Raw genomic sequence first — 21,809 nt, forward strand, 5'->3', positions numbered from 1 at the left:
TATTAATCGTCATTGCGAGCGCCGTAGGTGCGCGGCAATCCCTGGATGGCCCACGGCTCCTCACTAACGTTTCGGCCTCGCCATGACGGGCTAATTACATTAATGGGGGATCTGTACGATCGCGGATTCGAGTAATCGGCCTAGATTTTCGCTTGCTTTCGCGGCAAAATGTACGGTTCCTTCATGCGTAATCGGTTCATCACTAAGTCCAGCCGCTAGATTCGTTACTACAGAAATGACCGCTACTTTTAAACCACAATGTCTAGCAACAATCACCTCGGGAACGGTGGACATTCCTACTACATCCGCGCCTAACTGTCTAAAAGCACGTATTTCTGCAGGGGTTTCAAAATTAGGACCTAAAACACTAACATACACCCCTTCGTTTAAAGGGATAGACAACTTTTTTGCCGTTTGCTGAATGATATGTCGGATACCTGGATCATAAGCATCATCCATGGGGAAGAAACGTGGACCAAATTCTTCATCATTAGGTCCGGCAAGAGGATTTATCGGTTGAAAATTGATATGATCTGAAATTAAAACCAATTGGCCTAATTCCACATTTTTATTTAAGGATCCCACTGCATTCGTCATTAACAAAGTATGGCAGCCCAAACATTTTAAGGTACGGATAAATATTTTAAAGTCTTTACCTTGCATTCCTTCGTAAGGATGAACGCGTCCTTGGCAGCATACGATAGGTATTTTGTTGAAATAGCCGAGCATCATTTGACCAGGATGTCCCGATACGCTGCTCTTCGGAAAACCAGGGAGCTCAGTGTAGGGAATTGCGATGCTGTCAGTCATTTTATTGGCAATATCGGCTAAGCCAGAGCCTAAAATAATTCCAAGCTTAGGTTGGAAGCCAGGGTGACGTTTTAAAATAGATTGAGCAAGCTGTTGGGGAGAAAAATGGGCTGTCATGAATCACCTTTTAGTGAAATAAAATCGTCTTTTATATGATTTTAATGAGGATCACGCTACGCTAGAGGAGGTGCACTCGCTACTTCGTCAGAACCAAATAAAAATTTTTCCATTTCTTTTTTTAAAAATTCACGTGCTTGAGGTTCGAATGTGCTTAAGCGATATTCATTAATGAGCATAGTTTGATGATTTACCCATTGTTGCCAAGCAGGTTTACTAATGGATTGATAGATGCGTTGGCCTAATTCTCCAGGATAAGGGAGATAATCAAGCCCTTCTGCTTGAGTGTGTAACTTAATGCAATAAATACTTCGACTCATAGTTGTCTCAGCTCATAGTATGATATGACTTAATAATTTTTTGACGGGTGCCGCAAGACCTTTTGATGCTAATTGTTGCTTGTTATACCAGACTATGCGGCCAGATTCCATCAGTGGCGGACACCAGTGTTTAACAGGTATGACAACGGGCCTAATTTCCAGCTGGAAATGACTAAACGTATGCTTTAAAAGAGGATATTTTTTTTTAGGGTTTTCTATTTCACAATGATATTGTTTTTTACAAAAATTTTTCATATTTTCCGTTATAGAACATTCTGGCAAACTCCATAATCCTCCCCAAATTCCGGTCGGCGGCCGTTTCTCTAGCAAAATTTCTTGATGCGCATTGACTAAGATCAGCATCTTGATTGCACGGCAAGGAATGGTTTTACGCGGTTTGGGTGAAGGATAATTTGCAATGCTATTTTCAGCATAGGCTTTGCAATGACTTTGTAACGGACATTCGGTACATTTAGGTTGCGTGCGTGTGCAAACGAGCGCGCCTAGATCCATCATCGCTTGTGTATATTGAGCGATGTGTTTATTTTTTGGCGTATAATGCTCGGCTAAATCCCACAATTGTTTACTTACTTTGTTTGAACCAGACCAGCCCGAGATGGCATGAAATCTGGCTAATACACGTTTCACATTCCCATCGAGTATGGCAGCAGGCTGACCGAATGCTAAGGCAAGTATAGCGCCCGCTGTCGATCGGCCGATGCCGGGCAAATTTTGTAATAACGATAAATCTTGTGGAAATTTTCCTGAATATTCTTTTTCAATGGTTAATGCACAGCGATGTAAATTACGTGCTCGAGCATAATAACCTAAGCCCGACCAAAGCATGATCACCTCATCGATATCGGCTTGAGCGAGTGAGGAAAGCGTCGGAAACCGTTGAGTAAAACGTTGAAAATAGGGAACCACTGTTGCGACTTGTGTCTGTTGCAGCATGATTTCCGAAAGCCAAATAGGATAGGGTGATTTTTTTTGCTGCCAGGGTAGATGTTTGCGACCAGATCGGGTAAACCAGGCTAACATTTTTTGTTGGAATTGTTTAGTGGTTAGTGTCACTGGTCGTTTTTTATAAAAATTGCTAATTCGAAGTCTTTAATGTAGCAATTAGTGAAATAGTTTGTTCAAATCTAATTTTTTCAATGTATCACCTAATTTTCCTCTGAGTTTTTCTTTGATGATATCCACACTCAGTTGATCCAGAATTGGACTGATAGAAATATGTTCTAAGGGACCTGAGATTCGAATCGGTATGGCAATTCCTTCAGGGCTGCCATCGGCTAAGATCGGTTGTGCTTGTAATTCATAATTGATTTGCTGTAGTGGTAGATTCACCAATCCCTTACCGTTGACACGCAGACGACCGCTGCTGATGATTAAATCATTGTTAGTGACGATACCCTGATTAATATTAAAACTACCATTAAATTTATCGAACGGTGTATCCGGACCTGTGTTCTTAGGTGTGACTTCGTGTTTAAGTAGCGCTTTTCCTAATGCTATCCAATAGGATAAATTAATTCCTTTTAGAGCACCTTGATCTAAATTAAAGCGACCTTGCCCGTTTAAATTTCTTATAAGACCATCAGCGGCATCGCCAGCTGTTGATACATTGAGATTCAATGTCGCTAGACCGGCCAATTGTATTTGACTTTTATTAATGAGATCTTGAAATAATAAGGCGGTATTAATTTGATTAAATTGATTTTGAGCGGTGATGAGCGGTACTTTTGGATTAAGATTGACAGTGGCCTTGCCTTGATAATTGCCTTGATAAAATTGGGCATTGATAGGATTAAGCGTAAGCAAATTATTTGAAAATTGAAAACGGAGGCGTATTTGCTGAAAAGTTAATTTACCCGTTTTAATTTGCGGGCTGTTCAGGCTCCCGTTAAAGCTAGGATTGTTTAAAATATGTTGTCCTGTGATCTGCCCGGTCAATTTAATTTGATTAATGCTGGCAATAAGTTCATCAACAATAATATCCTGTTTATTTAAATCGAGATTAATATGACCTTTTAAGGAAAGAGGAAGTTCGCCTTTAGGATAATTAGGTCCTTTTAAAAAAGTATTTAAATTAAGATGATTGAATTCCAGATGGCTTCTGTCGGTACTGAGCAAGATATCTGATCGTAACTTAACTGCGGCATTAATATTAGGTAGGTTAGAATTTAAGTTAAACTGAATATCAAAAGGTGAGCTTTTATTAATCGCAAGATTAGCGCTTTTAAGTTGTAGTCCAGTTATTTCAACCTGTTTATTTTTTTGTTGGTCAGCATAAATAATATGGCCGTCTCGAATGCCTAAACCTGTTACGAAAAATCCTACCGGTTTTAAACTATCCAAACGGTTATTTTCTGAATTACCGGAAGTTTTTTGCGAAGAGGTCAGTGGACCTTCCCAATTGACCTGGCCTTTAGCATTTTTTACCAAATAAAGTGTGAGTCCATTTACTTGTAACTTACCAATTTCCAATTGCTTATGTAACAAAGGAAGTAAACGAACTTGAATGTCCAGCTTTTTAATTTGTGCAAAAGGATTATTACCAAAGCCAGGACTATTAGTCAGTTTGGCATCATTTAATTGTAATCCTAACCAAGGGAAAATAGACCACTGAATGTCTCCACCTAATTGCAGCTGACGCCCGGTAAATTTGGTGACGGCTTGACTAATCTGTGGCTTAAGATCGTTAGGATTGACGAACACCACTAAACCAATTAAAGAAACCAGGCCTAATAATATGACGGCACCGATAAAAGTGATAAGAATACGAAATATCTTAGACATCGGGGTTTATTTCCTCATAAAAATCTTCTAATCGGACTATCGCGCAAGCAGGTTCGACAATAGTATATAGTATTTGAGATTAAATTTGCGAGTGGGTTAAGAGGGTTGTCTATGTTAAATCACGCTAAAAAACTCTGTTTTCAGTCAGTTATGGGAGAATTACAGCTCTCATTTAATGGAGGTGTCTACGATTCAAAATCATATCCAGAAGCATTTTCAGCAAGAATTATTTCTAGATCATTTTGCAATCATTGATTTGCCGGGACCTTATACCGGCATGGATACTCTTTCTTGTTTATTCTCTTATCTCGGCTATAAGATTCGCGGACAGGATTATTTGGCCGAAAAACAAAATAATTTTAGATGGTTATCTGAAGATATAACTCCTGAGACCTTAGCCGTTGATGCATCACCGCAAATAGTAGTTGCAGATTTTCGGCGCGAGGAGTTAGCGCCCCAAGTGCGAAAAATCATTGATCATTATGCTGGCTTAGCACCAGCTTTGGATAGTGATCAATTAAAATATCTGCACCAGCGTACTTTACAACAAGATGAGCAGGCGGCGAGGGAACTGTCGAGATGCATTTTGAATTATCTTCAATCCAGAGATTGGCCATTACCTACCGTGCAAGAATATGAAATAGTAAAAAATCAAAATGAATTGTTAGCTTGGGTATTAGTCATGGGTCGTCAAGTTAATCATTTTGCTTGGGGGATTCATTTAGCTAAAAGTTTTAGTGAGCTAAAAATATTTAATCAATTTTTAAGTTCTTTAAATATTTCTTTGAATCAAAAAGGCGGTTTGATAAAAGGTAATATTCATAAAGGTATAGAACAAAGCTCTACACAACCTGCTATTAAATCTATAAAACTCGCCGATGGTGTCATAACTTTATCGGATCGGTTTATCGAATTTGTATGGCGTTATCCCAAAAAAGCAGGAGCAAACAGTCGATGGCATGATTACTTTACCGGATTTGTTGCAGATAATGCTGATCGTGTGGTTGAATCGCTATATTTAAAATAACTGTTGGAAATGAAATTGAACAAAAAAATTTATTATGTCACTAATAATGCAGGTAAATTCGAAGAAGTCCGAGATTTTTTTGATAAGGCTGCTGTCTCTTTCCAGGTTGAACAATATGCTATCGAAATTGATGAAATTCAGAGTTTAGATCAAAAAATAGTAGTGTCAGATAAAGTAAAAAAAGCATTTAACGTGGTCAAACAACCTTTATTACTTGATGATGGAGGCTTATTTTTTGCTGCTTATAATCAATTTCCCGGTACATTATCAAAATTTGTATTTCAAGGATTAGGCTTTAAGGGCTTATTTAAATTGGTAGAGGAAGACAATCGTGCCTCTTTTATTTTACAGTTAGCTTATACTGACGGACTGCAAACACAATTATTTGAAGGCGTTTGTCACGGCACAATCATTATGCCTGAAGATTTATCTTCTCATCCCAAATTACCATTTACAGCCATCTTTAAACCCAATGGTTCTGATAAAACCTTGGCACAATTGCGTTATACGGATGATTTTTTTCACTTTTCTTTTCGTCAACAAGCGTTGCAGAAATTTATTGATTGGTATAAAACTCAATAGCTCATAAGGAAAAAATGCTGACCAGGGATCAACAGAAGCTTATTTTTTCGGCTTGTATAGGGACTATTTTAGAATGGTATGATTTTAGTCTTTATGCCTATTTAGCAGGCATCTTTGCACAGATTTTTTTTCGTAGCTCACCCAGCGTGGGTTTGTTGCTGAGTTATAGTGTTTTTGCTATGGGCTATTTAGCACGTCCTTTCGGCGCAGCACTGTTTGGTTACATAGGTGATACGCAAGGTAGAAAAAAAGCCTTAAGTCTCAGCGTTTTACTAATGGCAATAGCCACTTGTGGCATAGGCTTGCTTCCAGATTATGCTGCGATCGGAATAAGTGCTGCATTTTTGTTACTTTTTTTTCGATTACTGCAAGGTATTGCTGTAGGCGGCGAAGCGTTTGGTTCCGCTTGCTTTATCGTTGAATCGATACCATCCAATAAAACAGGTTTTTATTCATCGTTAATTTGGGCGAGCTCCGTGATTGGGTTGTTATTTGGATCCCTCATCGTCTTTCTTTTATTCATTAGTTTTCGAGGGCCTGCACTTTATAGTTTTGCCTGGCGTTTGCCTTTTTTCTTAGCCGCTATAAGCGGTTTAATTGCTTATTATATACGCACGCGAACTGCGGAAACCCCAGAATTTCAGCATTTATATGCGCAATGTTTAATAGAAAAATTTCCTCTAAAAACTATCTTTGTAGCGCATAAACTATTAATCGGTCAATTAATGGGACTTTATTTATTGTCTGCGTTGATAACGTATCTCGTTTTTATTTTTATGCCGGTTTATTTCACTGATATTTTAGGTCATTCGAGAGTTCATGCGCACGCGTTGAATACGATGATATTGATTTTACTTATCATGCTAGATATTTTTTTCGGCTGGCTTTCTGATAAAGTTGGACGAAAACCTTTAATGTTAATAGGGGCAAGTGGATTGACATGTTTTAGCTATCCGCTTTATGTGATGATTGCGCAGGGTTCTTTTTTTGCCGTTATTATTGCGCAAATAGTTTTGACACTTCTAGCCGCTAGCTTTCAAGGGCCGTTGATGGCGCTGACGCTGGATTTGATACCGGTTGCAGTACGTTATACTTTGGGTTCGCTCAGTTATAATCTCGCTTATTCCATTTTTGGTGGTACAGCTCCATTGCTAGCTATTTATTTAATAACAAAAACTTCCAATGTTGCCATACCCGGTCTGTACCTTGCTATGGGCGCTGTTGTGGCGGTGGGTATGTTGATAAAAATTAAAAAAATTCTACAGTAATAAATAGTCTGAAAAAACTCATTGTCATGGCGAGCGAATGAAATGAGCGCGGCCATCCATGGATTGCCACGCACCTACGGTGCTCGTAATGACGAGTAATATTTTACGTGCTTGCAATAAATCTTCTGCTAAGCTCTATTCACGAAATTCCTATCCTATAAGTGTATTTTAACTAGTTCCATTATTTTTTTTACATTTTCTTTATCTTTACTAGCCAATAGTTTTAATTCTGGCCAAGAACGTAACCAAGTTAATTGACGTTTGGCGAGCTGACGCGTTGCAATAATGGCAAGCTCTTGCATCTCAGGATAGGAAATATTATTGAGTAAATAATTCCAAATTTGTCGGTAGCCTACCGTACGGAGTGCGGGTAAATTAGCGTTTAGATCGCCACGTTTAAATAATTTTTCGACTTCTTCTATAAAACCAAAATCTAACATCGTTTGAAAACGCGTGGCGATAGCTTTATGTAACCGATTTCTATCATCAGGAAGCAATGCAATATTAATAAATAAATACGGTAACGGCGAAAGAGTAGGCGTGAGCTGTAATTCCGTTAATGTTTTACCTGAAATCTGAGCAACTTCTAAAGCGCGTAAGATTCGTTGCGGATCATTAGGATGAATGCGCTGTGCGGCAATCGGGTCAATAGCAGATAAACGTTCATGAAGTTTATTTAACCCCAAATCGTTTAGATCTTTTTTTAGTTGCTCGCGAATCAGAGGATTAGCCGCTGGTAAACTGGCAATGCCTTGTTGTAAGACGTGAAAGTAAAGCATCGTTCCACCGACCAGTAAAGGAATACGTCCTTTACTAATAATTTCTTCAATTGCACTGATAGCATCTGCCCTAAATTCAGCGGCGGAATAAACTTCGCTGGGATCATGTGTGTCAACCAATCGATGCGGAGCTTGTTTTAAAATAAGCGAAGAAGGTTTGGCTGTGCCAATATCCATGCCGCGATAAATCATGGCTGAATCGACACTAATGATTTCAAAGTCTAGATAGGAAAGCAAATCAATGGCTAGATCGGTTTTTCCTGAGGCGGTGGGACCCATCAGACAAACAACAGGTTTAACGTCCACGTAGAAACAACCGGTCAATATCGGGTAAAGACAACTGTTTCCAGGTGGGTCGACCATGGTTGCATTGATTACTACGTGAAGTCTGTTCCATATCGCGGAGTAGTTGATTCATTTCAATCAATGTCATGTTGCGATGCGCACGTATGGCACTATGGCAAGCTATGCTAGAAAGTAATTCATTTATTTTTTCCGCGATATGTTGGCTGCTAGTATGTTGATTTAAATCACTTAAAACATCCTGCACTAATTGTTCAATATTGTGCTGTGTTAAAAGTTCTGGAATTTGGCGGACAACGATGGTTTCAGGACCAAGATTTTCAAATTTAAAGCCGAATTGTGTAAATAGGCTAGCATATTCCTCTAATAACAATATCTGCGATTGAGAGAGTGTTAAACAAATAGGAATTAATAAAATTTGAGTTTTTATGCCGGCATTTTCTACGTCCTGTTTTAAACGTTCATAAAGGATACGTTCGTGTGCGGCATGAATATCCACCAAAATTAAGCCCTGCGTATTTTGTGCCAAAATATAAATACCATGCAGTTGTGCTAAGGCAAAACCTAAAGGTGGATCGGCGAGCAAATTTCCTATTGGCGTTGTCGCTACTAGAATAGTAGGTGATTTTTCAGTCAATAATTCTTTCTGTTCTGGGGATGAAATATATTCATGATGAGTTTCAGTATTATAAGAGGGTGGATCTACTGCAACCTGTAAAGGAAAACTACTTTGTCGAGGGTTAGCAATATCAGCAGATGGCTGAGAAATATTCTCATTTAATTCAGTTGCCGGGACTATTGATTCAACTGTTTGTGGCTGAGGACAAGTATTGGCCAAAGCTTTTTGTAGACTTTGTTTGACAAAATCGTAGACCAAGCGACTCTCGCGAAAGCGAACTTCATATTTCGCCGGATGAGCATTCACATCGACCGATTGCGGATCTAGCTCGATAAATAGCGTAAAAGCTGGATGACGGCCATTATAAAGAACGTCTTGATAAGCTTGTTTAACGGCGTGATTGATTAACTTATCCTTCACCATGCGTCGATTAACATAAAAATACTGGTGATCGCTTTGGCTGCGTGAAAAAGTGGGTAATGAAATCCAACCCCATAAACGCAGATCGATGCCTTGCATATCAATATAGATAGCATTTTCAACAAACGCGCGACTACATAATGTGGCAATACGTTCCTCTTTTGACGCTTCGTCGTAAGCAGGATGCAGTTGGTAAATGGGTCGTTTATTATGATGTAAACTAAAGCCTATACCAAAATGACTGAGGCTCAAACGTTTTATCAAGGTTTCTATATGCGCGAATTCGGTTTGTTCTGACTTTAAAAATTTACGCCTAGCAGGTGTATTAAAGAAAAGATCATGAATTTCTACTGTCGTTCCTCGTGCATGAGCAATAGGGACAGGTGTTAGCGGATGTTCCTGGTAATAATCGCAAGTGATTTTCCAACCTTGTTGCGTAGTTTCTGTTGAAGAGCTTAGGTTAAGACGAGCGATAGAACTGATGCTGGCTAAGGCTTCGCCGCGAAATCCTAATGTGTTGATTCGTTCTAAGTCATTGAGTGTGTGAATCTTGCTGGTTGCATGTCGATCTAAAGCTAAAATTAAATCATCTTTATGTATGCCATGACCATTATCGCGGACACGGATACGTTGCATGCCCCCTTTATCGATATCAATATCGATTTGCTGACACCTCGCATCCAAACTATTTTCGACCAACTCTTTGACTATGGAGGCAGGCCGTTCAATGACTTCTCCGGCTGCAATCTGATTGGCCAAATGCGATGTTAAACGGTGGATACGGCCTGACATAATAAAATTTTAATAATAAAAGACGATGATTCTAACAAATTTTTAGCGTTAGCAGAATGATCGGGTTTTATCCTTGGGATCGTTGGGATGGTTAAGACTTGATTTCCAATGACGGAACTTTATTAAAAATAAAAAACCGTTGTATGGTAAATGAAAGTATAAACAAGGCAATTTCCGCAATAATTTTGCTGCTATATACGTTGATTCCAAAATCATGGATTAATGTGATTAAACTGTAGGCAATAAGTCCTAAAAAACTAGCTAAGGCAGTATATTTCAGTGCTGCGGGTAACCAGTGATTTTTACTTTTGAATGCGAGATGTTGATTCAACTTGAAATTAAAAGTGGCAGATAAAATGCGCCCTAATAATACTGCTAGAAATATATTTTTTTTAAGCCAGTAAGTTAAGAAAAATAAGGAAAAATCAATAGCGGCCGAAATTAAAGAAATAGCCGCGAAGCGGATAAATACAAAATAAATTTTGATTGAGTCAATCAAAGGATTAAAATGGGACGAACGATTATCATCCAAATACACTGTTTTTATGGGAACTTCCTGAATATTGACTTGATGATCTTCGGCAATCAATAACATTTCCAACTCAAATTCATAGCCACGCGCATTCGAATTCAATAAGGGTAATAATAGCTCCCGGGGAATGACGCGTAAACCGGTTTGTGTATCTTCTAAAATTGTTTTACTAAACAGACGTAAAATGTACTTGGTCAATTTATTACCGAATCGACTACGCCAAGGTATGGGTGTTTTATTAAATGTGCGTTTTCCTAAATACAGATCCGAGGGTTTTTGCATAAAAACGGTGGAGAGATGCAGAATATCTTGAGGAAGATGTTGACCGTCAGCATCCGCGGTGACGATGCCTAATTCCTTAGAATGACTAGTGTCTAACCAATGTTGAAATCCAGTTTTAAGCGCTTGACCTTTGCCTTTATTTTTTGCATGACGGAGAAGTTCGATATTAAAGGTTTGAATTTTTGAAAAAATGTTTTGTTTATCTAGGTCAGAGCCATCATCTACAACAATAATCCGTTGTTTAGATTGGCTTTCACGTAAGGATTTTATCAGCGCTACCAGATTATCATTAGGCTGGTAAGCTGGAATAAGAATAGTTGGATAAGAGCAGTCCATTAGCATAGCTTGAGTATAAGTAAAACGGATAAAGGAGACTAGTCCTTTATAAGATCACTTTTAACAAACGGTTGCAAAGATTAGATCTAAAGTCAATGACTCTTTATATTCGGTTAAATAAGGCTAAGGCTTGTTCACCTTGAGGAGTTTTGGCAAAGAATTGAAATTGTCGGTTCGTGCTAATTAAATCGATATGACAAACAATATCCGGTTTCGGTAAAAAATTTAAAGCACGTTCAGGCCATTCTATTAACCAAATGGCAGCATGCTCAAATTCATCACAAAGTCCCATGTCGAGTATTTCGTTCGCGGATTGCAAACGATAGAGATCGAGATGGTAAATACAGTAGCCAGCTAGCTCATAAGTTTCCATTAGCGTGTAGGTAGGGCTTTTGACTAAGCCTGGATAGCCTAAACTTTTTACTAGAGCACGTACAAAGAATGTTTTACCTGCGCCTAATTCACCATTTAAAAAGATGATTATGCGTTTATTTTTAGGACAGCATGCGGCAAATTCCTTGGCTAATTGTATGGTTTCTTTTTCTGTTTTAATCAAAATGCAAGACATAAATCACACTAAGCATTCGATGAAATATGAAAAATAAGCAGCATCCGTTAATGCGTTAATTTTTTAAATTTCATTCTTTTTTCTGACTGAGTCTCCTGAGCACCTAGGCGGCTTAAACGATCGGCTTCATAGTCAGAAAAATTACCGGTAAAACATTCTATTTGATTATTGTCTTGAAAAGCTAAGATATGTGTCGCTATTCTATCTAAAAACCAACGATCATGAGAAATCACCAAAGCACAACCGGGAAAACTTAACAATGCTTCTTCTAAGGCACGTAAAGTTTCTACATCCAAATCATTGGTTGGCTCGTCAAGAAGTAAAACGTTGCCTCCGGCACGCAATAACTTGGCTAGATGGACTCGATTACGCTCGCCCCCAGATAGATTTTTTACTAATTTCTGTTGGTCAGAACCTTTAAAGTTAAAGCGTCCTACATAGGAACGAGAAGGCATTTGAAATTGATTAATCGTCATAATATCCAGCCCTTCAGAGATTTCTTGCCATACGCTATGATCAGGGTTCAGTGAATCGCGACTTTGATCGATATAAGCGAGCTGTACGGAAGCCCCTTGATGGATATGGCCGCTATCGGGCTGTTCTTGTTGCATGATGAGTTTAAATAAAGTGGATTTTCCGGCACCATTCGGCCCAATAATCCCAACTATGGCTCCTTTTGGTACGGTAAAGCTAAAATCATCGATTAATACGCGTCCGTTGAAGCCTTTAGTGAGATGATCAAATTCCAATACTGAATCTCCTAAACGTATCCCAGGTGGGATATAGAGTTCTTGGGTTTCTGCGCGTTTTTGAAACTCTTGCGAACTAAGCTCTTCAAAACGTGCGAGACGGGCTTTGCTTTTGGCTTGCCGGCCTTTCGGGTTGGTTCGTACCCATTCTAATTCAGCCTTTAAGCTTTTTTCATGCGCCGCTTGCTGTCTGCCTTCTTGAGCGAGACGCTTTTGTTTTTGCTCTAACCAAGAGGAATAATTTCCTTCATAGGGGATGCCATGGCCGCGATCGAGTTCCAAAATCCAACCGGCTACATTGTCTAAAAAATAACGATCATGCGTGACAGCAATAACGGTGCCTGGATAATCATGTAAAAAACGCTCTAACCATGCCACACTTTGTGCATCTAGATGGTTAGTGGGTTCGTCTAGTAGCAACATATCCGGGTTAGATAGTAAAAGCCGACACAAAGCAACACGTCGGCGTTCACCGCCTGAGAGTTGAGTCACTTGGGCATTCCCAGGGAGGTAAACAGAGCGCATCCGCTGCAATGCTCAGCTTGCGATCTAACTCCCATCCGCCTTGTGCATCTATCTGAGTTTGTAATTCACCTTGTTCTTCAAATAGCTGATTCATTGCTGTTTCGCTCATCGGCTCAGCAAATTTCATGCTAATTTCGTTAAATCGGTCCAACAGTTTTTTAGTATCTGCAATGGCCTCTTCGACATTTCCACGCACATCCTTAAGCGGGTCTAATTGTGGTTCTTGGGGTAAATAACCAATTTTGATTCCTGGTAATGCCCGTGCTTCACCCACAAAATCCTTATCCACACCAGCCAAAATGCGCAGTAGGGTCGATTTGCCCGCACCATTCAGCCCTAAGACCCCAATTTTCGCGCCAGGATAAAAAGATAGCCAAATATCTTTTAGGATTTCTCGCTTAGGCGCAACGATTTTGCTCACTGCTTGCATGGTATAGATATATTGTTGTGACATAACTGACATTTAATTGATTATTAGAAAAGAAGAATACTAACAATATTAGCCTGAACTAGCCAGATTTTTTATGGCTCTAATCGTACTAAATTCGGCTATTTTTAGATAGATATATTAGGGTAGATAAGGCTTCCATATAGGTTGCTGATCTAGCACAGATTGATCAATTTGGGTGGTTATTAATTGAGTTAAGCGATCGCAAATAGCAGAATATTTGTTATTGGAGGTTACATAATCTCTTTTGAGCATGAGCAAATGATTTTTTAGCCTATCTAAGAATATTTCTTTAGTAAGCATATTATTTGCAGGCTTAAAGAAAATTAAAGGAGGATCCTCTCTTAGTCGTTCTCCCTTTAATGTTGGAGCAGGCACTAATTCCAATAATTTACTTAAAAAATCAATATATTGAGAGTTTTCTGGTTTAATAGGAATCCCTTTTTCTTCTAACCAATCTTGCTGATCGGATGACATATAAAATTTTTTAAGTATTTGTAATATATTTGTAAGACAGTGATGCGCTGACTCAATAGGTAAATTGCTTATATGGTTAGAAATAATTTCTATCGTGCCTTCAGTTATTGCTGCTTCAATATGGGAAACTTCAGTGTGAGCCAATTTAATAGAGTTTTCTATGACAGCTTGTATTTCGGTAAGAAATTTTTTTAGTGATTTGTTATTTGGTTCAGATTTTTTTTGATTGTTATAATAGGTTTTTATTTCTGCTAAAAATAGCGATTTAAGTCCATCCTCGGCCTGAAATTTCTCTCTAAGTGTCTCTGGTTTCAGTCGTTTCTCTAGGGGAAAATAATCTTTATAAACAGAATTAATGCTATGTTCATTGTTTAATATCCGTTGTTTATTTTCTAAAATTTCAGATGATTTGGAAAAATATAAAACTATTTCGGCTAGTCGTAGCTGAGCCAATTGATCAGGATTGGAACGAGGTTGTATACATCGTGTCACATTGTGTATTAATTGCAGATAAAAATAATTATCAGATAGGAATTCTGCCCTTTCTAAGCTTGCTGTTATTTCGTTAAATATTCTTGTTTCTAAGTTTAATAACTCGGTATTGGATTTTGTAAACAAGATTAAAGAATCCATTCTGGACCCTGATGAATTGGTCAATGGCGGCCGTCTACGTTTATTAGATGTTTTGGCAAATTTATTCGATGGCGTATCCAAAATTTTATTCATATTTTCGGGGATTGCTGATTGTTTCATAACGACCTGTTCGTATGATGTATTTTTTGCTGTGCTTGTTAATGTACTTTCAATGGGAATTATTGGAGTGTGTACTTCCTTTTCCATTGGTGCAATCAATGGTGAAGTAGAGGTAGATTGATCTGACGTATTTGCTATAGTAACAGAAAAATGCTCAGTTTTTGGGTGGTTATGGCTTGGGAGGGTTACGCTCGGAATTTGTACCGCTTGATTTTTTGGTTTTATTCTTTCCAAGCTAACGTTAGAGCACTTTAACTGTAACTGCATTAATGCTTCTTTAGTCTTAGCTATTTTAATAGCGGTCTCGTTTTTTGCTTTTTGCATATCATTTTTTGCATAAAGATCAGATGATATTTCTAAGTAATTAATAGATTTTTTTACTAACTGAGGTGAGGTTGTTGCCTCTAAGATATGACAGGCAAAGTTATAGGAATAAGCAGCTTGTATATTTCGTTTATCTTTTTCAAAGCTATTTATAGCTTTCTTTAATTGTGACGTAAAAGTATTACTTTTCCGCGAAGAAAATTCTTTTTGGAAGACTGTGTTTTTTTTATTAAGTTGAACAAGTTCATTTTTTAATAGTTCAAGTTGAGCATCATTGTCCTGAATGGACGATTCATTAGTAGGTGATAATTCCATGGAATTCATTTTACATTGGATGACCCCTAAACGAGCTGCGAGTTCAATGAGTTTTATTTGATTACTAGAGTGGAGAGGGTTATTTGCTAATGCTAATTCTACTATGTTCTCATATTCAACCCCAATTCTTGCATATTCAGGTGAATTAATCTTTAGTTTTAATAACTTATTAAAGGAGCTATTAACCGAATTTAATCGATTACGCAATTCTATTTTTGACATTTTTTATCCGCTCAACTTAATATTGTTAGATTTTTCCCAATACTAGCATGTGCGAAGTCAAAAAAACTAGCTTTTGATTAGCGATTAAAAAGCAAGTAAGATAAGCAGAATTTTTTTAGATATTAAATTTTTTGTTTTAAAATAATGAAGGGTTGATCATGTCTTATTCTTTGCGAGAAACTATTAGCGATTTTGATCCCGATTTATGGTCTGCGATGAGTAAAGAAGCCCAGCGTCAGGAAGACCATTTAGAATTAATCGCCTCAGAAAACTATACCAGTCCACTGGTAATGCAAGCACAGGCTTCCGTATTAACCAATAAATATGCCGAAGGTTATCCGGGTAAACGTTATTATGGTGGCTGTGAATATGTTGACATCGTCGAACAGTTAGCTATCGATAGGGCAAAGGAATTATTTCAAGCCGATTATGCGAATGTACAAACGCATTCTGGTTCGCAAGCGAATGCGGCGTCGTATATGGCTTTGATTGAACCCGGTGATACGTTGTTAGGCATGAGTTTAGCCCATGGTGGACATTTAACGCATGGAGCAAAAGTTAGTTTTTCAGGAAAGATGTATCAAGCTTATGCTTATGGTGTAACGCCTGAAACGCAATTGATTGATTATGATGAAGTAGAACGATTGGCAAAGCAGCATAAACCAAAATTAATTATTGCTGGGTTTTCAGCTTACTCGCGAGTAGTGGATTGGCAACGTTTTAGAGATATTGCCGATGAAGTGGGTGCCTATTTTTTGGTGGATATGGCACATGTGGCTGGATTAGTGGCAGCGGGTTTGTATCCTTCACCGATTCCGTTTGCCGATGTGGTGACTAGTACCACACATAAAACTTTACGTGGCCCTCGAGGTGGCTTAATTTTAGCGCGCTCAAATCCTGAGATCGAAAAGAAATTAAATTCAGCCGTATTTCCAGGGCAGCAAGGCGGACCGTTGATGCATGTTATTGCCGGTAAAGCTGTTGCTTTTAAAGAGGCCTTAGATCCTAGTTTTAAACTCTATCAGCAACAAGTAATAGCTAATGCAAAAGCTATGGTTGAGGTGATGCTGCAAAGAGGCCATAAAATCGTCTCAGGAGGAACCGATAATCACCTTTTCTTAATCGATATGATAGCTAAAAAAATCACCGGTAAAGATGCTGAAGAGGTATTAGAAAAAGCTTATATCACCTTAAATAAAAATATGCTGCCTAATGATCCGCGCTCACCATTTGTAACCAGTGGTTTACGGATAGGTACACCTGCCATTACCACGCGAGGTTTAAAAGAAAAAGAGGCTAAAGACGTGGCTAATTGGGTGTGTGATATTCTCGAAGATCTAAAAAATCCTGCGACGATAGAAAAGATCAGAAAACAAGTCGTGGCACTATGTGATCAATTTCCAGTATACTCCCCTCCGAGGGCTGAATGATGACGGCCAAAAACCGCCATTTTTCTGCGTTAAGATACCCTCGGAGCTCAGAAATGTTTTTCTAGAGAAACAATGATGTTTTGTCCATTTTGTAATGAAGCAGATACTAAGGTGATCGATTCACGTTTGAGTAGCGATGGCCAGCAGGTCAGGCGCCGACGTGAATGTTTACAATGTAATGAACGTTTTAGCAGCTTTGAATCGGCTGAGCTGGGATTGCCGCGCGTGGTCAAACGTGATAATACACGTAGTGCATTTGATCAAGAAAAATTAAGAGCGGGCATGCTTAAAGCTCTGGAAAAAAGACCTATTTCCAGCGAACAAGTGGAGGCGGTCATTTTACGCTTAATGAAAAAATTGCGCTCATTAGGGGAACGTGAAATTTCTTCGCGACAAATTGGTGAGTGGGTCATGGAAGAGCTGTGCGATTTAGATCCAGTCGCTTATGTAAGATTTGCTTCGGTGTACCGCAGCTTTCAGGATATACAAGCCTTTAATCTAGCAATTGAGCAATTAAAACAAGATATTTCTGCTAATAAAAAACAATCTCATGACACTGAAATCGAAAAAAAATAATTTTAAGTCAAAACAACGCGCACGTCGTTTTGCTATGCAAGCCATTTATCAATGGCATTTAACGCAGGAAAAATTTTCTGTTATTCAAGCTAAATTTTTGGATCAAGAAGAAATGGTGAGCGTAGATACCGCTTATTTTCTTTTGTTAGTTCAAGGAGTCTTGCAGGATCATGCATCATTAGATAATCATTTACAGGAATGCTTAGATCGTCCACTGAAAGAATTAGATTTGGTAGAACTGGCAATTTTGAGATTGGGTGCTTTTGAATTGCTTCAATGTATGGAAGTTCCTTATAAAGTGGTTTTAAATGAATCTATCGAATTAGCCAAAATGTTTGGTGCTACCGATAGTTATAAATACGTTAATGGTATTTTACATTTACTAGCAAAAAAAAATCGCCCTATGGAATGTAAATAATGGATATATTTTCTAATCTTATTAATTAATAATGCCGGTTAATGAATTTGATTTGATTCAACATTTTTTTAATCAAGAACCTAGCAATCGTAAAGATGTTATTTTAGGTATAGGCGATGACGCCGCTTTATTACGAGTGCCACTTGGCCAACAACTGGTAGTGACTACTGACACATTAGTATCAGGTCGGCATTTTCCTGAAAATACATCACCCGCTGATATTGGATATAAAGCGTTAGCAGTTAGTTTAAGTGATCTCGCCGCAATGGGTGCTGATCCGGCATGGATATTATTGGCACTTACGCTTCCTAATGCCAATGAAATCTGGCTTAGAAAATTTAGCGAGGGTTTTTTCCCCTTAATGCAACGTTTCCAATTGCAACTAGTAGGGGGAGATATGACGCAAGGGCCGCTAACTATTACTGTTCAAGCCTTGGGGTTTGTTCCGCCGGGAAAAGCCTTATGTCGTATCGGAGCACGCGCAGGTGATCGCATTTATGTCACCGGAACCTTGGGTGACGCGGGCTTGGCGCTAGAAACAATAAATAGAGAGGATAGCTTAGGATTAACATCCTCTCAAACTCTTGCAGTCATGCAGCGTTTAAATCGACCAGAACCTCGCGTCGAGATAGGTTTAGCGCTAAGGAAAATTGCAAGCAGTGCTATTGATGTTTCAGATGGATTAGCGGCCGATTTGGGTCATATCTTATCCTCCAATCAAGTGGGTGCGATACTGCAACTAGAAAAACTTCCTCTTTCAGATAGTCTGCGAACTTTACCTCCTGAAAGGGCATGGCAATTAGCTTTAAGTTCAGGAGATGATTACGAGTTATGTTTTACTGTGCCAGAATCGCAGGAAAGAGCATTGCAACAACATTTAGCCGCATTGAATACGCCATATACCTGTATAGGAACGATTAAAAAAGAACCCGGATCAGTATTGCTTGGTAAAAATGGATCAACTTTTAATATTGATAGAACCGGATTTCAACATTTTATCTAATGATTGGCGGGCTGTTATCTGTTCGCCGTGGCTTCTAATCAGTATATAATTTTTTCTTTATTGAATATGAGAGAAACTATGCAAAAAGATTTAGTACGTAAAGTATTTAGTCATCCTATCTACTTAATTGCTTTTGGTTTTGGTGCAGGATTATCACCCTTTGCGCCGGGCACATGTGGAACATTAGTTGCTATCCCCTTGTATTATTTCATACAGTCTTTTTCTTTAGTAAATTACGGACTGGTTTTGTTATTTGCCACACTAATAGGTATCTGGATTTGTGATGTGACGGAGCGAGGAATAGGCGTGCATGATTATTCAGGAATAGTTTGGGATGAAATATGTGGATTCGGTTTGACTATGTTTGCTGCTCCGAGAGGATGGTTATGGATAGCGATTGGTTTTGTTTTATTTCGTTTGTTTGATATTGTGAAACCTTGGCCTATCGCATGGATAGATCGAAAAATGCCAGGTGGATTAGGTGTCATGGTAGATGATTTAATGGCGGGTGTGTATGCGTGGATAGTTTTACAGCTGATATATCATTTTCATTTATTCTAATCTCGATGATAGGGATGTCCACTTAATAGACTCCAAGCACGATACAATTGTTCTGCCACGACAATTCGAACCAACGCATGGGGGAGCGTTAATGCCGAAAGAGACCAAACACGCTCAGCTTGGTTTATACAAGTGTCACCTAAACCATCGGGCCCGCCAATTAGTAAACTGACGTCTTGTCTTTCTAGCTGCCATTGTCGTAAAGATTGCGCAAGTTGCTGTGTATTCCACATTTGTCCTTCGACATCCAAAGCAATGACACGGGAGCGCTTTGGAATAGCGGCTAATATTTTTTTTTCTTCTTCGGCAATGTGCTTAGAGATTTGAGAATTTTTGTTACGTTTACTGAGCGGTATAGTAATTAAATTAAGTTTACATTCCGCCGGCAAACGTTTCTGATAATCTAGAAAACCCGCTTCCGCCCATGACGCGCAGCGGCTTCCTACAGCAATTAAATGAATGATCATTTTTACTTAGGGCTGACTCCATAACTTTTCAAGATTATAAAATTCACGTTCTTGAGGTAGCATGATATGGATAATAGCATCGACTAAATCAATTAATATCCATTCACCTTCCTTCTCACCTTCTATACCATAGATGGTCATGCCTTTGGCCTTGGCAGTTGTGATTAGATATTGTGCCAGGGTTTTAACATGCCGATTGGAATTTCCCGTGCAAATGATCATCAGATCGGTAATGTCGGTGATTTTACTGACATCCAGGACAGTAATATTTTTTGCTTTGTGATCTTCTAATAAATTGACTAGGTCAGTTTGCAGATCTTTATTTAAAGTAGGTTGTGTCATAAATATAACTTTTGTTCCAAAATGTAATCAAGGACGGCAGGAGGTAATAAACCAACAGGGTAATTACCACTCGCAATAGTGTTGCGTATGTAAGTAGCCGAAATGGGTAAAGCTTGTACATCAGTCATGAATAATAATCCAGCGGGTTGTTGTGATAATAACAAAAGATTCTGGGTTTGATATCGTTCAACAAAAGCGTGGACTTCCTTAGGATAAGATTCAGCATGATCGGGTCTAGGCACAATTAATAAATGTGCGTAATCAATTAGGGATGCCCATTGATGCCAGCGATCTAATGTTGCTAAGTTATCATATCCCAAAATAAGTCCTAAAGGCGTATTACCCAATTCAATACGTAGAGATGCTAAGGTTTCTATCATATAGGAAGGAGTGCCGCGGTGTAATTCTCGTTGGTCAATTGAAAAATACGAATACGGCTGCAAAGCAAGTTGCAGCATGGTGAGTCGCTGTTGTTCACTAGCCACTATTTTTTTGTTATTAACAGGATTCTTACAAGGAATGAAACGGACCTCATTCAAACGGAGCTGTTGATATAGAGTTAATGCAACGTGTAAATGCCCATAATGGATGGGATCGAAGCTGCCCCCAAATATACCTATCATGTGTTGCTGGGCTCTGCAATTTCGAGGCTAAGTGTTTGTAAAGCATTCCAAACTTGACCTGTACCTATGCCTTTTATAAGTTGGTCAATCCGGCTGGCAAGACTTAGTAATCGATACCAATGCGTGAGCGTATGACGGGTTAAGGCCTGTTGAAATAATAGTTGACGTTTTTCCCATACCTGCTGTTCTTTAAAAAGCGTTATTAAATTTTGGCCCTGCTTAAGTTTGTAGGCAAAAGAGGCCAATAATCGACATTCGCGGCTCAGTGCCCATAAAATTAATAAAGGTTCTACACCGTCTTCTTTTAGATGCGCTAAGATGCGCAAACAACGTTCGGAGCTTCCTTCTAATGCAGCATCGGTTAGTTTGAACGGATCGAATCGGGCGCTGTCGCTAAGTGCTTGTGTCAACATGCCAGTTGTAATGACATGATCTTTTTCGTTAAAATATAAATTGAGTTTCTCTATCGTTTGCGCAGTCGCTAATAAATTTCCTTCGGTGGCAAAAATAAGGCATTCAATAGCTGCTTTTTCTACTTTTAGACCCATGGTGTGAAAACGTTCTGTTACCCATCTAAATAATTGTGCGGCCTGCAGAGGCCATATAGGAATGACTACACCTACCTTATCAATACTTTTAAACCAAGTAGTTTGCTGTAAGCGACGATCCAACTTCCCAGCTATTATGAGTAAAAGTTTATTGGGTGGTGGGTTTTTAGTATAGAGTGTCAACGTTTGTGTGATGGTTTCAGAGTAACCTTGTGATAGATGTAATTCTAGTAGTTGTTTGTCTGCAAATAATCCATAGTTATTCATACAGCCAATCAGCGAGGAAGCATTAAAATGTGTGTCGGCATAAAATACTTGTCGATCGATAAATCCCGCTTTTTTTGCCGCTAGGCGTATGGCATTGCAGGCCGTTTGAATTAATACTATTTCTTCACCGGAGATAAAATAAACCGGTGCTAAAACAGGTTTATTTAATTGCTGGTGTAATTGTTCATATCGACATTGCATAAT

The 21,809-nt window shown here is 38.7% G+C and carries 21 protein-coding genes and 1 pseudogene; 8 read left to right on the forward strand and 14 right to left on the reverse strand.

Going from position 1 to position 21,809, the window contains the following annotated elements:
- Positions 1-99: 99 nt before the first annotated feature.
- From AAHH40_RS02105 to AAHH40_RS02120, 4 genes are all read right to left on the reverse strand, one after another.
- Complete coding sequence (locus tag AAHH40_RS02105) at positions 100-927, reverse strand: purine-nucleoside phosphorylase (RefSeq protein WP_342220477.1); 828 nt, start codon at positions 925-927, stop codon at positions 100-102.
- Between the two features lie 56 nt (positions 928-983).
- Positions 984-1,247: an oxidative damage protection protein gene (locus AAHH40_RS02110; protein ID WP_342220478.1), complete on the reverse strand. Its 264-nt coding sequence runs from the start codon at positions 1,245-1,247 to the stop codon at positions 984-986.
- Between the two features lie 12 nt (positions 1,248-1,259).
- Complete coding sequence (gene mutY / locus AAHH40_RS02115; RefSeq protein ID WP_342220783.1) at positions 1,260-2,288, reverse strand: A/G-specific adenine glycosylase; 1,029 nt, start codon at positions 2,286-2,288, stop codon at positions 1,260-1,262.
- A gap of 81 nt (positions 2,289-2,369) precedes the next feature.
- Positions 2,370-4,049, reverse strand: coding sequence for an AsmA family protein (locus AAHH40_RS02120; protein ID WP_342220479.1), 1,680 nt, complete (start codon positions 4,047-4,049; stop codon positions 2,370-2,372).
- A 181-nt stretch (positions 4,050-4,230) separates the two neighbouring features.
- Between AAHH40_RS02120 and AAHH40_RS02125 the strand changes: the two genes are divergently transcribed.
- Genes AAHH40_RS02125 through AAHH40_RS02135 form a run of 3 tightly spaced genes read left to right on the forward strand, consistent with a single transcriptional unit; the run spans position 4,231 to position 6,926 of the window.
- The gene (locus AAHH40_RS02125) at positions 4,231-5,076 is read left to right on the forward strand and encodes a 2-oxoadipate dioxygenase/decarboxylase family protein (RefSeq protein ID WP_342220480.1); all 846 of its coding nucleotides are present in this window, start codon (positions 4,231-4,233) and stop codon (positions 5,074-5,076) included.
- Between the two features lie 9 nt (positions 5,077-5,085).
- Positions 5,086-5,658: a non-canonical purine NTP pyrophosphatase gene (locus AAHH40_RS02130; protein WP_342220481.1), complete on the forward strand. Its 573-nt coding sequence runs from the start codon at positions 5,086-5,088 to the stop codon at positions 5,656-5,658.
- 14 nt (positions 5,659-5,672) lie between these two features.
- Positions 5,673-6,926, forward strand: coding sequence for an MFS transporter (locus AAHH40_RS02135; protein WP_342220482.1), 1,254 nt, complete (start codon positions 5,673-5,675; stop codon positions 6,924-6,926).
- 155 nt (positions 6,927-7,081) lie between these two features.
- Here the strand turns inward: AAHH40_RS02135 and miaA are convergent, their stop codons facing one another.
- From miaA to AAHH40_RS02165, 6 genes and pseudogenes are all read right to left on the reverse strand, one after another.
- Positions 7,082-7,984 (reverse strand): tRNA (adenosine(37)-N6)-dimethylallyltransferase MiaA, encoded by a 903-nt coding sequence (gene miaA, locus AAHH40_RS02140; protein WP_425287971.1) that lies wholly within the window; start codon positions 7,982-7,984, stop codon positions 7,082-7,084.
- Between the two features lie 16 nt (positions 7,985-8,000).
- Positions 8,001-9,839 carry a DNA mismatch repair endonuclease MutL gene (mutL, locus tag AAHH40_RS02145; RefSeq protein WP_342220484.1) on the reverse strand — a complete coding sequence of 613 codons (1,839 nt, stop codon included), beginning with the start codon at positions 9,837-9,839 and terminating at the stop codon, positions 8,001-8,003.
- Between the two features lie 91 nt (positions 9,840-9,930).
- Positions 9,931-10,989 carry a bifunctional glycosyltransferase family 2/GtrA family protein gene (locus tag AAHH40_RS02150; RefSeq protein ID WP_342220485.1) on the reverse strand — a complete coding sequence of 353 codons (1,059 nt, stop codon included), beginning with the start codon at positions 10,987-10,989 and terminating at the stop codon, positions 9,931-9,933.
- 103 nt (positions 10,990-11,092) lie between these two features.
- On the reverse strand, positions 11,093-11,557 hold the full coding sequence (tsaE, locus tag AAHH40_RS02155) for a tRNA (adenosine(37)-N6)-threonylcarbamoyltransferase complex ATPase subunit type 1 TsaE (RefSeq protein ID WP_342220486.1): 465 nt from the start codon (positions 11,555-11,557) through the stop codon (positions 11,093-11,095).
- A gap of 47 nt (positions 11,558-11,604) precedes the next feature.
- A pseudogene (ettA, locus tag AAHH40_RS02160) lies at positions 11,605-13,285 on the reverse strand (energy-dependent translational throttle protein EttA).
- 114 nt (positions 13,286-13,399) lie between these two features.
- A complete protein-coding gene (locus AAHH40_RS02165) occupies positions 13,400-15,370 on the reverse strand; it encodes a hypothetical protein (protein WP_342220487.1) in 1,971 nt (656 codons plus the stop codon).
- Between the two features lie 158 nt (positions 15,371-15,528).
- Here AAHH40_RS02165 and glyA point away from each other — a divergent pair, with 158 nt between their 5' ends.
- The 5 genes from glyA to AAHH40_RS02190 all read left to right on the forward strand — a co-directional run bounded on the left by glyA (position 15,529) and on the right by AAHH40_RS02190 (position 19,358).
- On the forward strand, positions 15,529-16,800 hold the full coding sequence (gene glyA / locus AAHH40_RS02170) for a serine hydroxymethyltransferase (protein ID WP_342220488.1): 1,272 nt from the start codon (positions 15,529-15,531) through the stop codon (positions 16,798-16,800).
- Positions 16,801-16,875: 75 nt separating this feature from the next.
- Positions 16,876-17,376 carry a transcriptional regulator NrdR gene (gene nrdR / locus AAHH40_RS02175; protein ID WP_342220784.1) on the forward strand — a complete coding sequence of 167 codons (501 nt, stop codon included), beginning with the start codon at positions 16,876-16,878 and terminating at the stop codon, positions 17,374-17,376.
- Positions 17,351-17,794, forward strand: coding sequence for a transcription antitermination factor NusB (gene nusB, locus AAHH40_RS02180; RefSeq protein WP_342220489.1), 444 nt, complete (start codon positions 17,351-17,353; stop codon positions 17,792-17,794). Before nrdR ends, nusB begins: the two co-directional genes overlap by 26 nt.
- Positions 17,795-17,825: 31 nt before the next feature.
- Positions 17,826-18,797, forward strand: a complete 972-nt coding sequence (thiL, locus tag AAHH40_RS02185; RefSeq protein ID WP_342220490.1) for a thiamine-phosphate kinase — start codon at positions 17,826-17,828, stop codon at positions 18,795-18,797.
- Positions 18,798-18,875: 78 nt separating this feature from the next.
- Positions 18,876-19,358 (forward strand): phosphatidylglycerophosphatase A, encoded by a 483-nt coding sequence (locus AAHH40_RS02190; protein ID WP_342220491.1) that lies wholly within the window; start codon positions 18,876-18,878, stop codon positions 19,356-19,358.
- Here the strand turns inward: AAHH40_RS02190 and rlmH are convergent.
- The 4 genes from rlmH to holA are packed head-to-tail and all read right to left on the reverse strand — an operon-like array spanning position 19,355 to position 21,806.
- The gene (gene rlmH, locus AAHH40_RS02195; protein ID WP_342220492.1) at positions 19,355-19,825 is read right to left on the reverse strand and encodes a 23S rRNA (pseudouridine(1915)-N(3))-methyltransferase RlmH; all 471 of its coding nucleotides are present in this window, start codon (positions 19,823-19,825) and stop codon (positions 19,355-19,357) included. The genes AAHH40_RS02190 and rlmH overlap by 4 nt on opposite strands.
- 6 nt (positions 19,826-19,831) lie before the next feature.
- Positions 19,832-20,167, reverse strand: a complete 336-nt coding sequence (gene rsfS / locus AAHH40_RS02200; protein ID WP_342220493.1) for a ribosome silencing factor — start codon at positions 20,165-20,167, stop codon at positions 19,832-19,834.
- Positions 20,164-20,790, reverse strand: a complete 627-nt coding sequence (gene nadD, locus AAHH40_RS02205; RefSeq protein ID WP_342220494.1) for a nicotinate-nucleotide adenylyltransferase — start codon at positions 20,788-20,790, stop codon at positions 20,164-20,166. The genes rsfS and nadD overlap by 4 nt, the downstream gene beginning before the upstream one ends.
- Entirely contained in the window at positions 20,787-21,806 is a 1,020-nt protein-coding gene (holA, locus tag AAHH40_RS02210; RefSeq protein ID WP_342220495.1) for a DNA polymerase III subunit delta, read from the reverse strand. The genes nadD and holA overlap by 4 nt, the downstream gene beginning before the upstream one ends.
- Between the last annotated feature and the right edge of the window lie 3 nt (positions 21,807-21,809).

The organism is Rickettsiella endosymbiont of Miltochrista miniata (assembly GCF_964031245.1).
Taxonomy (GTDB): Bacteria; Pseudomonadota; Gammaproteobacteria; order Diplorickettsiales; family Diplorickettsiaceae; genus Aquirickettsiella.

Coding starts and splice junctions, on each gene's coding strand:
- nadD (WP_342220494.1), bottom strand. CDS start 20,790: ATGATAGGTATATTTGGGGGCAGCTTCGATCCCATCCATTATGGGCAT.
- AAHH40_RS02190 (WP_342220491.1), top strand. CDS start 18,876: ATGCAAAAAGATTTAGTACGTAAAGTATTTAGTCATCCTATCTACTTA.
- holA (WP_342220495.1), bottom strand. CDS start 21,806: ATGCAATGTCGATATGAACAATTACACCAGCAATTAAATAAACCTGTT.
- AAHH40_RS02105 (WP_342220477.1), bottom strand. CDS start 927: ATGACAGCCCATTTTTCTCCCCAACAGCTTGCTCAATCTATTTTAAAA.
- AAHH40_RS02110 (WP_342220478.1), bottom strand. CDS start 1,247: ATGAGTCGAAGTATTTATTGCATTAAGTTACACACTCAAGCAGAAGGG.
- rlmH (WP_342220492.1), bottom strand. CDS start 19,825: ATGATCATTCATTTAATTGCTGTAGGAAGCCGCTGCGCGTCATGGGCG.
- rsfS (WP_342220493.1), bottom strand. CDS start 20,167: ATGACACAACCTACTTTAAATAAAGATCTGCAAACTGACCTAGTCAAT.
- nusB (WP_342220489.1), top strand. CDS start 17,351: ATGACACTGAAATCGAAAAAAAATAATTTTAAGTCAAAACAACGCGCA.
- mutL (WP_342220484.1), bottom strand. CDS start 9,839: ATGTCAGGCCGTATCCACCGTTTAACATCGCATTTGGCCAATCAGATT.
- AAHH40_RS02135 (WP_342220482.1), top strand. CDS start 5,673: ATGCTGACCAGGGATCAACAGAAGCTTATTTTTTCGGCTTGTATAGGG.
- AAHH40_RS02150 (WP_342220485.1), bottom strand. CDS start 10,989: ATGGACTGCTCTTATCCAACTATTCTTATTCCAGCTTACCAGCCTAAT.
- mutY (WP_342220783.1), bottom strand. CDS start 2,288: ATGTTAGCCTGGTTTACCCGATCTGGTCGCAAACATCTACCCTGGCAG.
- thiL (WP_342220490.1), top strand. CDS start 17,826: ATGCCGGTTAATGAATTTGATTTGATTCAACATTTTTTTAATCAAGAA.
- miaA (WP_425287971.1), bottom strand. CDS start 7,984: ATGGGTCCCACCGCCTCAGGAAAAACCGATCTAGCCATTGATTTGCTT.
- tsaE (WP_342220486.1), bottom strand. CDS start 11,557: ATGTCTTGCATTTTGATTAAAACAGAAAAAGAAACCATACAATTAGCC.
- AAHH40_RS02130 (WP_342220481.1), top strand. CDS start 5,086: ATGAAATTGAACAAAAAAATTTATTATGTCACTAATAATGCAGGTAAA.
- nrdR (WP_342220784.1), top strand. CDS start 16,876: ATGTTTTGTCCATTTTGTAATGAAGCAGATACTAAGGTGATCGATTCA.
- AAHH40_RS02165 (WP_342220487.1), bottom strand. CDS start 15,370: ATGTCAAAAATAGAATTGCGTAATCGATTAAATTCGGTTAATAGCTCC.
- glyA (WP_342220488.1), top strand. CDS start 15,529: ATGTCTTATTCTTTGCGAGAAACTATTAGCGATTTTGATCCCGATTTA.
- AAHH40_RS02120 (WP_342220479.1), bottom strand. CDS start 4,049: ATGTCTAAGATATTTCGTATTCTTATCACTTTTATCGGTGCCGTCATA.